This window comes from Synechococcus sp. CS-1329 (genome assembly GCF_025128055.1).
GTDB lineage: Bacteria > Cyanobacteriota > Cyanobacteriia > PCC-6307 > Cyanobiaceae > Regnicoccus_A.
The window spans coordinates 11,912-25,961 of sequence record NZ_JAHLYS010000043.1; the positions used below are offsets into that span (position 1 = coordinate 11,912).

Genomic DNA, 14,050 nt, shown 5'->3' on the forward strand with positions numbered 1-14,050 from the left:
GCCGATGCTGACGGTGTATCGCAGCAACCGGGCCGATCTGCTGGCCCAGCTGCTGGGCCAGCACCTGCGTCTGGTCCCCCCAGACCCGTTCGAGACGGTGTCGGTGGTGGTGAACACCTGGCCCACCAGCCGCTGGCTGGGGGAGCAGTTGGCCCTGGAGCTGGGCGGCATCGCCGCCAACATCCGCTTCCCCTTTCCCGGCAGCCAGCTGCGCGCCATCGTCGAACAACTCCTGGGCGAGAGCGCCGAGGGCCCCGAGGTCAGCGGCGATCCCTGGCGGGCGGGCGACCTGGTCTGGCCGGTGCTGGAGTTGCTGCCCCAGCTGGTGGAAGCCCCGGAAGCGGCGCCACTGCGCCGCTGGCTGGAGCAGCGCAACAACAGCGGTGAGCTGGATGAGACCCTCTGGCAGCTGGCCCGGGCCATCGCCGATGGCCTCGATGACCTCAGCCTTTACCGGCCCGCCCTGGCTGCGGCCTGGTGGCAGGGCGGCTGTGGCGACAGTCGTGGCCATCCCCTGCCGGAGTCGCTGGCCTGGCAGCCCCTGCTGGTTCAGCGCCTGCGGGAGCGGCTGGGGCGGAAACCCTTCGGGCTCAGGACCCTGGACTTGATCGAGCGCCTGCGCCAGGGCCAGATCAGCGCCGAGGGGATCCCCTCCCCCCTGCGCCTGTTCGGCCTCAGCAGCGCGCCGCCGGTGCAGGTGCAGCTGCTCCAGGCCCTGGCCCTGGTGCTGCCCGTCGACATGTATCTGCTCACCCCCTGCGCCGACCTCTGGCAGCGCTGCGTGGAGCGCCGCCGTGAGCTCCAGGATGCCCTGGCCCTGGAGCAGCCCTTCGGCCTCGATTGGTTGCTGCAGACCCCAGGACTGGAGGCCCGCTTCGGTCGCCTCGGGGGCGAATTCCAGCAGCTGCTGGAGGGCACCGGCGAGTCGCAGCTGGGCAGTTCCCAGGAGCTGGATCTGTTCCTGCTGCCGGCCACAGCGGCGGCCGTCTCCGGCCGCCGGCCCAGCCTGCTGGAGCAGCTCCAGGAGCACCTGGCCCAGCCCTCGGACGCCGCTCCCCTGCAACGCTCCATCAACGACCACTCCCTGGAGTTCCACCCCTGTCCCGGTGGGCTGCGCCAGGTGCAGATCGTGCGTGATCGCCTGCTGCAGCTGCTGGCCGCTGACCCCAGCCTCGAGCCGCGCCACATCCTGGTGATGACTCCCCAGGTGGATCAGCTGGCGCCGCTGCTGGCCTCGGTCTTCTCCGACAGCGAGGCCACGGGGGTGGAGCTGCCCTGGCGGCTCACCGACCGCAGCCAGCTCGATGACGCCGGCATCGCCCAGTCGCTGCTGCAGCTGCTGCGCCTGGCGGGGGAGCGACTGACCGCCTCGGGCCTGGAGGGCCTGCTGGAGGGCGCCGCCCTGCAGGAGCACCATCAGCTGGAGCCCCGGGAGGCCGCCGCCATCACCCGGGCGCTGCAGGCCTGTGGCTTCCGCTGGGGCCTGGACGGGGCTGAGCGGGGTGGGGGTGGTGAGCGGGCCGGCGCCGAGCAGCACAGCCTGAGCTGGGCGATCGATCGACTGCTGCTGGGCCTGGTGCTCCCGAATGAACCAGGCCTGGCCATCGGCGACTGCGCCCCCCACCCGCTGGCCGGCACGCCCGAGAGCCAGGGCCGCTGGATCCTGTTGCTCAGCCGACTGCGGCGGGCGATCACCGAGCTGCGCCGCAGCCGCCGCGCCGAGGAGTGGGGGCCCTGCCTCAGGGCGCTGCTGGAGGAGCTCTTCGGCGACGGCGGCGAGCGGGCCTGGGAGCTGGCAACGATCCATCAGGCCATCGCCGAGTGGACCACCGGCGCCGCCGGCTGCCAGCTGACGATCCCGGCCACGGTGGTGGCGGCGGTGCTGCAGGAGCGGCTGAGCGCCGACAGCGGCCGCTTCGGCCACCGCAGCGGCGCCCTGACGATCAGCGCCCTGGAGCCGATGCGGGCCATCCCCTACCGGGTGATCGTGCTGATGGGCCTCGATGCGGAGGTGTTCCCGCGCCGTCGTCAGCGGCCCAGCTTCCATCCGATGGAGCACCAGCGCCTGCTGGGTGACCCCAATCCCGCCGACCAGGACCGCTATGTGCTGCTGGAGGCGCTGCTCTCGGCCCGCGATCACCTGCTGATCAGCTGGAGCAGCCGCGACGAGCGCCGGGGGGACCCCCTGCCACCGCCGGCGCCGGTGCGCCAGTGGCTGGATCAGCTGCGGGCCGAGCTGGGAGCCGAGGGCTTCGAGGGACTGGTGGTGGATCACGCCGTGAATCCGCTCGATCGCCGCAATTTTCTGCCGTCGGGCCTGAGGCCCCCCTCCAGCTGCGACCAGCGCCTGCGCCAGGCCCGCCAGCGCCTCGAAGATCCGTCCATGGCTGCCCAGCCGCTGCAACCCCTGGCCCTACGCCAGTCGCCCGAGCCGGCGGCCGCCCCCGGCGGCAGCACTGGGCCCCGGCCGGATCCAGGGGTTGATGCTTTTGAAGACCTGCGCCGCTGGCTGATGGCGCCCCAGGAGAGCTGGCTGCAGCAGCTGGGGCTGCGGCCGCGGGAGTGGGCCGATCCTGTGGAGGACCTCGAAGCCCTCAGCCTCGATGAGCTGCGCCGCTCACGGCTGCTGCGCGATCAGCTCGCCAGCGGCAGTGATGACCCCGCCCCTCCCAACTGGCTGCGGCTGTGGCGGGGCCGCGGCCTGGCCCCTCCCCTGACGGCGGGGGAGCTGGAGGGCGAGGCCCTCAGCCAGCGCTGGTCGTCATTGCAGCTGCTGCTGGAGCAGCTGGGGGAAGCCAGCCGGCGGCGGCATCAGTGGCAAGACCTGCAGGAGCGGCCGAACCAGCCGCTGGGCGTGAGCCTGGAGGCGGAGCTCGAATGGCGCCAGGATCAGCTGGTGCTGGTGCACACCGCCCGGGCCCGCCCGCCCCACCAGCTCGATCTCTGGCTGCGCCTGCTGCTGGCCTGCGCCAGTGGCCAGGCTCCGCGCCAGGCCGTGCTGATCGCCCGCGACCAGGATCGTTTCGTAGTGGTGCAGCGCCTGCAGGCCCTGGAGGCGCAAGCCGCGGCCGAGCTGCTGGAGCAGCTGCTCAGTTGGCGCCACAGCCATCACCAGTGCTGCTGGCCGGTGCCACCGGAAACCGGCTGGGCCTACGCCCGGGCCGAGCACAGCCGCCCCGGCAGCGGCTCCGCCAAGGCGCTGCAGTGCTGGGAAGGGACGCCCCCCTGGAGCGAGGGCGAACGGCAGCAGGACGCGATGGCCCTCTGCTTCGGCCGCGACTGCCCGGCGGACTCGCTCCTCCAGGGCGAGTTCGGACCGTTCGAGTCCCTGGCCATGGCCCTGCATGAACCGCTGCTGAAGCAGCAGCTGAAGCCATGAACAGCGCCCGAGCCCAGGCGCCGGTGGCGGCGGAGCTGGCGGCCAACGGCTTGTCCCTCGACCCTGGGGTACACCTGATCGAGGCCAGTGCCGGTACCGGCAAGACCTTCACCCTCGCCCACCTGGTACTGCGGCTCGTGGGCGAGCGGCAGTTGTCACTGGGGGCCTTGCTGGTGGTCACCTTCACCAAAGCCGCCGCCGCCGAACTGCGGGACCGGATCGGCCAGCGCCTGCAGCAGGCCCAGCAGCTGCTGCAGAGCCCTGATCCCGCGGGCCAGGAAGGTCTGGATCAGGAACTGCGGGAGTGGCTGGGGAGCCTCCCCACCGAGCACCACGAGCGAGTGCGCGCCCAGCTGCTGCTGGCCCTCGAAGAGCTCGATGCCGCCGACATCACCACGATCCACGGGTTCTGCCACCGCAGCCTGCAACGCCAGGCCCTGGAAGCCGGCCTGGCACCGGAGGTGGAGCTGGAGAACGACGGGGCGCTGCTGCAGGAACAGGTGGTGCACGACTACTGGCAGCAGCAGGTGCTGGCCCTGCCGGCCCATGCCCTGCGTGGACTGATCAGCCGGGGGGTCCAGATCGAGGCGCTGCAGAGTCTGCTGGCCGCCCTGGAGGGGGATCCGACCCTGGCCAGCCCGGAGCTGCCGCCGCACTGGGATCCTGAGCGGCCCCTCGCCCCCCAGTGGCTCGAGCAATGGGCCGCCGACTGGAATCGCTTCGAGGCCCTCTTTGAGCAGCAGGGGGAAGCCCTGGAGCAGGCGATCTGCGCTGCAGCGGCGGAGCGCAAGCAGGCCGGCCTCAAGAGCAAGGCGCCGTACAGCGCCAACCCCCGGCACAAACGCGTCCAATTGCTGGGTGCCTGGCTGCAGGCGCAGCCCCGCCCGGGCTCCTACGCCGAGCTGCTGAACGACAAAACCAGCTGGATTCCCGACTACTTCCACCCGGGGCCCATCAGCCAGGCCTTGGCCGCCCTGGAGGGCCCACGGCCGCAGCTGCCCCAGCCCCAGCTGCTGGCGGCGGCGGCGGCACTGGTGGACGGTCCGGCCGAAACGCTGCTCAGCCATTTCTGCCACTGGGCCCGCCTGGAGCTGGCACGACGGCGGCAGCGGGGGGGGCGGATGAGCTTCGGCGACCTGCTCACTGGCCTCGATCCCGGCAGTGCTGGCAGCCAGCGGGCGGCACTGATCGAGGCCCTCTCCCAGCGCTACGGGGCAGCGCTGATCGATGAGTTCCAGGACACCGATCCCCTGCAGTGGCGCATCCTGCAGCGGGCCTTCGCGCCGCCTGGAGCCCAGCCGCGCCAACTGCTGGTGCTGGTGGGTGATCCCAAGCAGGCGATCTACCGCTTCCGCGGCGGCGATCTCGACACCTACAGAGCCGCCAGCCGGGCCGCCAGCGCCAACCACCGGCTGGCACGCAACTTCCGCTCCTCACCGGCGCTGCTGGAGGCTCTCAACCAGCTGATGGCCCCGGGCCTGCCGCGCTCACAGCTGCCGGTAACCCCGCTGCGGCCCGCCCGAGCGGATGGGGGCGAGCCCCTGCTGCTGCCGGCGGATCAGCACCCCCTGCAACTGCTCTGGCTGGGAGACAAGAGCGGCGGCGCTGATGAACTCCCCAGCCGCAGCGAGCTGGAGGCTCGGGTGGGGGATCGGGTGGCGGCCCTGGTGCTGGATCTGCTGCTGCGGGGATGGCGCATGGGCGCTGGGCAGACGAGCCGGCCGCTGCAACCCTCCGACCTCTGCCTGCTGGTGGACCGACACCAGCAAGCCGAAGATCTGCGCGCGGCCCTGGAGCGCCGGGGAATCCCCAGCCGCCTGCTCAGCCAGGGGGATGTGTTCGCCGGCGAAGGAGCAGTCCTGCTGCAGCGCTTGCTCGATGCCCTGGCGGAGCCCGGCAGCGGCGACCGCCTGCGGCTGCTGGCCGCCTCCCCCCTGCTGGGCTGGAGCCCGCAACGCTTGGCGACCGCCGGCAGCCACGACTGGGATCGCCTCTCCGGCCAGTTGGCCCGCCTGGCAGAGCGGCTCCCCAACGATGGTCTGCTGGCCACCCTGGGACGGCTGCTGCGCAGTGAGGAGCTGGCTCGGCTCTCCCTGCACGGCCGCTGGCTGGCCGATCTGCAGCAGTGCGCCGAGCTGGTGCAGGAGCGGCTGCATCAGCAGCGGCTCGGGGCGGCCGCCGCCGCCGACTGGTTGCGACGACGGCGGCTGCATCCGCCCGAAACCGTGCCGGACCATCAGCAGCCCCACAGCGATGCGGTCAGCTCAGCGGTGGGAGTGGTGACGGTGCACCGCAGCAAGGGCCTGGAATTCCCCGTGGTGATCTGCCCCTACTTCTGGCAGGGGGTGGGCAGCCCCACCCGCCGGAGGGGCAGGAGCCTCGGGCGCCGCTGGAGCCCGACCAAGGCCAGCGGGCCCCAGCTGGATGTGCATCTCGATCCGCGCTGGGGTCTGGCTCAGGAGGCGGCGGAGCAGGAGCAGGCCGCCCTGGCGGCGGAGCGGGAACGGCTGGCCTACGTGGCCCTCACCCGGGCCAGGGAGCTGCTGGTGCTCGGTTACGCCCCAGCCCAGGGCCAGACCAGCAATCCCCTGCTGCCCTGGCTGTTCAGCGACGAGCCCCTGGCTGCGCTCGAGGCCGGCGACGAGACCTGCAGCGATCGCTCCGATCGCGACTGGCTGGAGCATCTGGACGCAGAGATCCAGCGGCGCTCCCTGCCGATCACCCTGATCAGCGGTGATCCCGAGCAGCCGGCCGCGCGGCGCTGGCAGGCGCCGGCGGCGGCCGGAGACCTGGGCACCGGACCGGTGCCCCGCTGGTCGCTGTTCTCAGGCTGGGGGCGCAGCAGCTATTCCAGCTGGACCCAGGGGGCCCACGCGGCCCCCCTGGCGCCGGAGGCGATCGAGGAAGGCCGCGAAACCGATGGCCTTGATCGCAGGGCCAGCGATGGGGAGAACCCGGTCCGTCCAGGCCCTCAGCACAACGGCCCCGCCGGCACGGAGTGGCAGCCCGAGGCCACGGCCCCGCGCAGCGGCCCCCTGGCGCTGTTTCCCCGCGGCGCCGCCGCCGGAGATGCCCTGCACCGCATCCTGGAGCGGGTCGATCACCGCCTGAGCGGTCATGACCCGCTGCATCGGGAGCTGGTGGAGCGGGAGCTGGAGCGCTCCGGACTCGACCTGGAGCACGTCCCGGCCACCCTGGAGTTCCTGGAGCAGCTGCGGCACACGCCGATGGGTGGGGCCCTGGGGGCGCTGGGCCTGGCCCAGCTGGATCCGCGGCGGCAGCTGCGCGAGATGCCCTTCGATCTGCCCCTGGCCCTGGGCACGGAGTGCTCAGCGCAGCACGCCCTGGTGCGGGCCCAGGGCTTGGCTGAGGTGTTCAGCGGCCACCCCGAAGGCAGCTTCCGCGAGGACTACGCCCAGCGGCTGGCGGAGCTGTCGGTGGCCAGCCGCGGCTTCCTCACCGGCTCGATCGATCTGGTGTTCATGGCGCCGGGACCCGACGGGCACGAGCGCTGGTGGGTGGCCGACTGGAAGAGCAACTGGCTGGGCCAGCGCGATCCCCAGGGCCAGCCGATCGCCTGCGGCCCCCTCGACTACGGCCGCGCCCAGATGGCCGCCGTGATGGAAAGCCACCACTACCCGCTCCAGGCCCACCTCTATCTGGTGGCCCTGCACCGCTACCTGGGCTGGCGCCTGCCGGGCTATAGCCCCGAGCGTGATCTCGGCGGCTACATCTATCTGTTTCTGCGGGGCGTCCCCGGAGCGATCCACCCACCAGCCGGCCTGACGATGGCGGAGCTTTCGGTGCCCGGCATGTTCGTGGAGCCAGCCCCACTGCAGCGGCTTGAGGCCCTCGATGCGCTGCTGCGGGAGGGCCAGCGATGAACCCACAGCCGCCCCTGACTCCCCTGGGCCCCGCCCTGGCCGAAGCCCTGCCCAGGCTCTACGGGATCGGAAGCGATCCGTTGCTCAGCGAGCTGATCGGCGCCCTGAGTGCGGCCCTGGTACGCGGTGAATTGCATCTGCCCCTGGAGGGGCCTGCCCCCGAGGGCATCGTCAGCGTTGAGCACTGGCCTGAGGGCCACCGCCAGGCCCTGGTGCGCTGCGGCTGGGCGCCCAGTGGCGATTGCGATTCCCCACCCCCCGTGATGCTGAGCGAGCGGGGTCTGGGCTGGCGGCGCTGGCTGCTGCAGCTGGAGGCCACGATGACCGAACTGCAGCGGCGGGCCGAGGCCAGCGTGCAGCCGCCCCTCAGTGCCGCCCGCCGGCAGGCCGCCGCCGAGCGGGCCCAGGGGCGGGGCGGGCTGGATTGCCGCCAGCAGGCGGCGGTGGTGGCCCTGCTGAGCCAGGGCCTGGTGCTGCTCGGGGGCGGACCCGGCACCGGCAAGACCAGCACGATCGTGCAGATGCTGGCGGCGGTGCTGGAGGAACGTCCCGGCTGGAGGCTGCACCTGGCGGCACCCACCGGCAAGGCCGCCGCCCGCCTGCGCCAGGCCATCGCCGCCGGGGGCTCCACCCTCCCTTCGCCGCTGGCCGCGCAGCTGGCGGCCAGCCCCTGCACCACCCTGCACCGGCTGCTGGAAAGCCGCGGCGACGGCTTCGGACGCCACCGCCATCGGCCCCTGGCCCTGGATCTGCTGGTGGTGGATGAGGTGTCAATGCTGGATCTGCCGCTGATGGCCGCCCTGCTGGAGGCCATGCCGGCCGAAGCCCAGCTCGTGCTGGTGGGCGATCCCGATCAACTGGCCCCGGTGGGCCCCGGGGCGGTGCTGCAGGAACTGCAGGTCCCAGCCAGGCGCCAGGCCCTGGGGGATGCGGCGATCGAGCTGATCACCACTTACCGCAATGACGGGGCGCTGGCCCTGGCGGCGGGCCACCTGCGGCGGGGTGACACCCCCGGGTTCCTGGAGCACCTGAGCGAGCTGAGCAGCTCAGACAACCTCAGCTGGTGGCGTTCTCCGGCGGGCCGGCTACCCGCCGAGTTGCTGCAGCGGCTCAGGGCCCATCAGCGGCAACTGGCTGAGCTGGCCACCCGCTGGAGCGTGGATCCTGAGGGCTGCAGCCGGGAGCTGCTGGAGGAGCTGGAGCACTGCGTGGTGCTGGCCCCCACCCGTCGCGGGAGCTGGGGGGTGGAGGCGCTGAACCAGCGGCTGCTGGGCGACGACTGGGGCCGGGGACCGGCGTTCTGGCCCCCCGGCACTCCGGTGCTGTGCCAGCGCAACCTGCCGGAGCAGGGGCTCGCCAATGGCGATGTGGGCGTGGTGGTGGACGCCGACGGCCAGCGCCGGCTGCTGTTCTGGGGAAGCCAGGACCCCGGCGTCGCCGGGGAGGAAACCAGGCTGGTCCACCCCAGCCGTATGGCCGCCGCAGAAGCGGCTTTCGCAATCACGATCCATAAATCACAGGGCAGCCAGTACCAGCAGGTGCTGGTACTGATGCCGGAGGCAGAGGGCCGCTGGGACCGGCGCCTCCTCTACACAGCCCTGACCCGGGCCCGGCAGCAGGCGATGCTGATCACTCCCCAAGGCCAGGGATGGCTGCCCGATGGAACCAAGGGCAGCCAGACGCTCAGGTTCAGCGGATGAACAGCATCTCCTGGTAGGTGGGCAGCGGCCAGGTGTTGTCGTCGACCAGGGTTTCAAGCCCATCGACGGCCTCACGGATCTTGTGCATCAGCGGCAGCAGGGTGTCGGCGCAGTGACGCATGTGGGCCACAGGTCCGTGGGGAGGATTCGGCAGGGCTGACTCCAAGGCTGTGCAGTTGGCCAGGAGCTCCTGGTTGAGGCTGGCGATGCGGCCGGCCATGGCGCGATCGGGGGGAAGGCCCAGATCTTCCTGGTAGCGCAGGGAATTGGCCAGGTTGCCGAGATACTCCATCACCGCGGGGTAGACCTGGGTGCGGGCGATCTGCAGGGCCAGCTTGGCCTCCACTTCCACCGCCAGCACGTACTGCTCGGCATAGACCTCGAAACGGCTCTGCAGCTCCACCGGGGTGAGCACTCCGGTGCGGGCGAACAGGTCCTTGATGGAATCGCGCTCGAGCACCATCAAGGCATCAGCCGTGGTGGGCAGGTTCTCCAGACCCCGCTCGTTGACAGCCATTTGGTGCCAGTTGCTGGAGTAGCCGTCGCCGCCGAAGACGACGTTGCCATGCAGCTCCATGATCGTCTTGAGCACGGCCGCAGCGGCCGCTTCAAGGCTGTCGCCGGAGGCCATCTTGGCCTCCATCTCGTCGCAGATGTACTGAAGCGAATCAGCCAGCATCGTGTTCATGGCCACCAGCGGACCCGCCACCGACTGGTTGGAGCCCACCGCCCTGAACTCGAAGCGGTTGCCGGTGAAGGCGAAGGGTGAGGTGCGGTTGCGGTCGCCGGGATCCTTGGGGAATTCCGGCAGGGTGTCGACACCCAGCTGCATCAGGCCGCCGTGGTCGGTGCTGCCGAGGTTGCCGTTCTTGATCATCGTGTACACCTCCTCCAGCTGGCTGCCGAGGTACACCGAGATGATCGCTGGAGGGGCTTCATTGGCACCGAGGCGGTGATCATTGCCCGCCGTGGCCACCACGGCACGCAGCAGTGGTCCGTAGAGATGAACACCACGGATCACCGCTCCGCAGAACAGCAGGAACTGCATGTTCTCCTCGGGGCTGCTGCCGGGATCCAGCAGGTTGCCATGGGTGGCATTGCCCACCGACCAGTTCACGTGCTTGCCGGAGCCGTTGATGCCCTCGAAGGGCTTCTCGTGCAGCAGGCAGTTCATGCCGTGCTTGCGCGCCGTGTTCTTGAGCAGCGTCATGGTCAGCTGCTGGTGGTCGGTGGCCACGTTGGCCGCCTCGAAGAAGGGGGCCAGCTCGAACTGACCGGGTGCCACTTCGTTGTGGCGGGTCTTGGCGGGAATGCCCAGCCGGTACATCTGATGCTCCACGTCCTGCATGAAGACCTGGACCCGCTGGGGGATGGCACCGAAGTAGTGATCGTCGAATTGCTGACCCTTGGGAGACGGGGCACCGAAAAGGGTGCGGCCGGAGAGCAGCAGGTCGGGGCGCAGGCTCACGAAGGCACTGTCCACCAGGAAATACTCCTGCTCAGCGCCGCAGCTGGAGTTCACCGGGGCCACTTCGGTGTTGCCCAGCAGCTTGAGCAGACGCTGGGCCTGCTTGTTCATGGCCGCATTGGAGCGCAGCAGCGGCGTTTTCTTGTCGAGGGCCTCGCCCGTCCATGACACGAAGACGGTGGGGATGCAGAGGGTGACGCCGTTGGGCGTCGCCATCAGGAAGGCCGGGCTGGTGATGTCCCAGGCGGTGTAGCCGCGTGCCTCAAAGGTGGTGCGGATGCCGCCGTTGGGGAAGGAGGAGCCGTCGGGTTCACCCTGCACCAGCACCTTGCCGGTGAATTCACAGATGGCGGAGCCATCGCTCTGGGTGGAGATGAAACCGTCGTGTTTTTCGGCGGTGGAGTTGGTGAGCGGATAGAAAACGTGGGCGTAGTAGAGAGCGCCGCGGCTCACAGCCCAGTCCTTCATCGCCTGGGCCACCACGTTGGCGACGGTGACGTCGAGTTTGCCGCCTTCCTTGACGGTCTTCTGAACCGACTTGAAGATGTCCTTGGGCAAGGACGATTTCATCTTCGAGAGGTTGAAGACGTCTGCAGCCCAGATCTCATCAAGAGAGGCGATGGGGGCGGTGACCGCCGCCGGACGTTCCTGGGTGCGCTGAATGGCAGCTAGGCGCTTGAGGCTGGGCATGTAAGACCATGTGTCTGGCACACATCCAAGTAGGCCGCCACCCCCTGAGGTGAATCCGTTGTTACAGAGGCGTCAGGCCCGCATGGTGAGCACAGGCTCCAGACCACAGCCGCGCTGACGTCTCTGCGGCCATGGGACAGACTGGTGTCATTCCCAGCCCGGTCCCCATGATCCGCTACTACCTGTTGCTGCCGGGACCCCAGGGAGGGGAGCCAACACTGGGCCGGATGCTGGATGACCGCAGCGAAGCCTGCTTCGACGCCAGCACCACACCCCCCACCTGGCAGGGATGCAGCAATCAGATTCAGCGTCGCCTGCACGCGCACGACAAAATCGCCGAAATCAGCCAGACCAGGGCCCAGGCCTGGAAACCTGCCGCCTTCGGCTGATCAGCCGTGACTGAACCTGGCGGGGGAGCCGCGCTCCGCAGCGAACGCCCCTGGGGCTGGTTCGAGACGCTCTCCCGCGGTGAGGGCTACCTGATCAAACGTCTGTGGCTCCAGCCCTCCAGCCGCATCAGCCTTCAACGCCACCATCACCGCAGCGAGCATTGGCTGGTGGTTGCCGGTGAAGGGGTTCTGGACTGTGCGGGTCAGCAGGTGATCGCCTCTTCAGGGGTCGCGCTGACCATCCCCAGCCACGCCGTTCACCGGGCGAGCGCAGGAGCCTCCGGGCTGATGATCGTGGAGGTGCAGCGGGGCAAGATCCTCAGCGACGACGACATTGAGCGCTTCGCTGACGACTACGGACGTCTGGGCTGAGCTTCAGTCTCCGGAAAGCCCTCCAGGCCGGTGGTTCGAGGCGGGGTGTTACGATACATACTCACCCTTTAATAAAGGGCAAGGCAGTCTTTTTTCAGGCCCTGTGGCCGTGAGATACGGGTACCTGCCGGCCTGCGTTGAAGGAACTCCCAGGCCAAGGCCCCATCAACTCATCGTGACCCAGTTCAACGCAAGCGAGAGCTTTGCGTGCTCCATCAACCTGAGCGCCCATCCCGCCCGAAACCCCATCCAACCCATCGCGAGCGATTCCATCACCACCACTCCTTCCATCCAGCCCGGCACCATCTCCAGCAGCGTCGACCTGAGCGCCCTTGAAGGGCAGCCCGCAACAGAAGTCATCGCAGCCACCGCCGTTGAATCAACCCTGATCGGTCCCATCGATCAACCCGAAGAAACGGCACAGCCTGCGCAAACAGCCCAAGCGGCCCAAGAGGTGCCAGCCGCTGGATTTGCGGGATTTGGTCTGGGGGCTGAGATCCTCGCCGCCGTGGTTGATTGCGGCTACAGCGATCCTTCTCCGATTCAAAAGGCCGCCATTCCCGAGCTGATGCTCGGCCGCGACCTGGTGGGTCAGGCCCAGACCGGCACCGGCAAAACCGCCGCCTTCGCCCTGCCCCTGCTGGCGCGCCTGGATCCCCAGCAGCGCACTCCCCAGGTGCTGGTGCTCACCCCCACCCGTGAACTGGCCCTTCAGGTGGCAGAGGCCTTCAGCGGCTACGCCGCCAAACTGCCCCAGGTGCGCGTGCTGCCGATCTACGGCGGTGCCGATTTCCGCGACCAGATCGTTCGCCTCAAGCGAGGCGTGCAGATCGTGGTGGGCACCCCAGGCCGGGTGATGGACCACATGCGCCAGGGAACCCTCGATCTCTCCGGCCTGCGCTGCCTCGTGCTCGATGAAGCCGACGAGATGCTGCGCATGGGCTTCATCGACGATGTCGAGTGGGTGCTGGAGCAACTGCCCGAGCAGCGCCAGGTGGTGCTCTTCTCGGCCACCATGCCCTCGGAGATCCGTCGGCTCTCGCGCAAATACCTGCAGAACCCGGCTGAAGTCACCATCCAACAGAAGGGTGCCGGCAACAGCACGATTCGCCAGCGCCACCTGGTGGTGCATGGCGCCCAGAAACTGGAGGCTCTCACCCGCGTGCTCGAGGCCGAGACCAGCGGCGGTGTGATCATCTTTGCCCGCACCAAGGCGATCACCCTCAACGTTTCCGAAGCGCTGGAACAACAGGGTTATGACGTGGCTGTGCTCAACGGCGACGTGCCCCAGAACCAACGGGAACGCACGGTGGAGCGGCTGCGCAGCGGCCAGGTGAACGTGCTCGTGGCCACCGATGTGGCCGCCCGGGGACTGGACGTGGACCGGATCACGCTGGTGATCAACTACGACATCCCCTTTGACAGCGAGGCCTATGTGCACCGCATCGGCCGCACCGGCCGGGCAGGTCGCCAGGGCGACGCGATCCTCTTCCTCACCCCCCGTGAACGCCGCTTCCTTGGGGGCCTGGAGCGGGCTGTGGGCAAACCCATCACACCGATGGACGTGCCCAGCAACGCCGACATCAACCAGAGCCGGCTCGACCGCCTGCGCGAGCGCCTCACCGCCCTGGTGGGAACCCCCCGCTCCGACGATCAGGAACTGGCCCTGCTCAGCGAAATTCTGCAGCGGGTGGGCAGCGAAATCACCGCCAGCCCTGAGCAGCTGGCCCTGGCCGCCCTGCAACTGGCCGTGGGTGAGCGCCCCTTGCTGATGCAGGGCACCGAAACCTGGCGCCAACCGGCCCCCAGCCGCGAGCGTCAGCGCAGCGGCGACGACGATCGCCGCGGTGAGCGTCGCTCCTCATCCCGTGCTGGCGGCAGCCGGCTGGAAGCCTCCACTCCTCCGGACGCCGACATGGAGCGTTTCCGGATTGAGGTGGGCTGGCAGGACCGGGTCAAGCCTGGCAATATTGTCGGCGCCATTGCCAACGAAGCCGGCCTGAACGGCCGCAGCATCGGCCGCATCCAGATCTTCGACACCCACAGCACTGTGGATCTTCCCAGCGGAATGCCTGAAGATGTCTTCGACGCCCTGCGGCGTTTGCGGGTGATGAACAAAGAGCTTCAGATCACCCGGCACAGCTCCTGAGTCAGCCCCGCACGTCGAT

At 69.5% G+C, this 14,050-nt stretch carries 8 protein-coding genes; 6 read left to right on the plus strand and 2 right to left on the minus strand.

What is annotated here, in order from left to right:
• The first annotated feature begins 4 nt into the window (after positions 1-4).
• Genes KQ304_RS11270 through KQ304_RS11280 form a run of 3 tightly spaced genes read left to right on the plus strand, consistent with a single transcriptional unit; the run spans position 5 to position 8,963 of the window.
• The gene (locus tag KQ304_RS11270) at positions 5-3,379 is read left to right on the plus strand and encodes an exodeoxyribonuclease V subunit gamma (RefSeq protein WP_259737176.1); all 3,375 of its coding nucleotides are present in this window, start codon (positions 5-7) and stop codon (positions 3,377-3,379) included.
• Complete coding sequence (locus tag KQ304_RS11275; RefSeq protein WP_259737177.1) at positions 3,376-7,263, plus strand: UvrD-helicase domain-containing protein; 3,888 nt, start codon at positions 3,376-3,378, stop codon at positions 7,261-7,263. Before KQ304_RS11270 ends, KQ304_RS11275 begins: the two co-directional genes overlap by 4 nt.
• Entirely contained in the window at positions 7,260-8,963 is a 1,704-nt protein-coding gene (locus KQ304_RS11280) for an ATP-dependent RecD-like DNA helicase (protein WP_259737178.1), read from the plus strand. Before KQ304_RS11275 ends, KQ304_RS11280 begins: the two co-directional genes overlap by 4 nt.
• On the opposite strand, the gene KQ304_RS11285 is transcribed toward KQ304_RS11280, so the two are convergent.
• Positions 8,953-11,121, minus strand: coding sequence for a glutamine synthetase III (locus KQ304_RS11285; protein ID WP_259737179.1), 2,169 nt, complete (start codon positions 11,119-11,121; stop codon positions 8,953-8,955). The two genes, KQ304_RS11280 and KQ304_RS11285, sit on opposite strands and share 11 nt — an antisense overlap.
• Positions 11,122-11,252: 131 nt before the next feature.
• Between KQ304_RS11285 and KQ304_RS11290 the strand changes: the two genes are divergently transcribed.
• Together KQ304_RS11290 and KQ304_RS11295 are read left to right on the plus strand one after the other, a co-directional pair.
• Positions 11,253-11,510: a hypothetical protein gene (locus KQ304_RS11290; RefSeq protein WP_259737180.1), complete on the plus strand. Its 258-nt coding sequence runs from the start codon at positions 11,253-11,255 to the stop codon at positions 11,508-11,510.
• 6 nt (positions 11,511-11,516) lie between these two features.
• Positions 11,517-11,882, plus strand: a complete 366-nt coding sequence (locus KQ304_RS11295; RefSeq protein WP_259737181.1) for a phosphomannose isomerase type II C-terminal cupin domain — start codon at positions 11,517-11,519, stop codon at positions 11,880-11,882.
• A 165-nt stretch (positions 11,883-12,047) separates the two neighbouring features.
• Here KQ304_RS11295 and KQ304_RS11300 read toward each other — a convergent pair whose 3' ends face one another.
• Entirely contained in the window at positions 12,048-12,242 is a 195-nt protein-coding gene (locus KQ304_RS11300; RefSeq protein ID WP_259737182.1) for a hypothetical protein, read from the minus strand.
• On the opposite strand from KQ304_RS11300, the gene KQ304_RS11305 reads away from it, so the two are divergent.
• Positions 12,154-14,031, plus strand: coding sequence for a DEAD/DEAH box helicase (locus KQ304_RS11305; RefSeq protein WP_399229244.1), 1,878 nt, complete (start codon positions 12,154-12,156; stop codon positions 14,029-14,031). The two genes, KQ304_RS11300 and KQ304_RS11305, sit on opposite strands and share 89 nt — an antisense overlap.
• Positions 14,032-14,050: the final 19 nt, after the last annotated feature.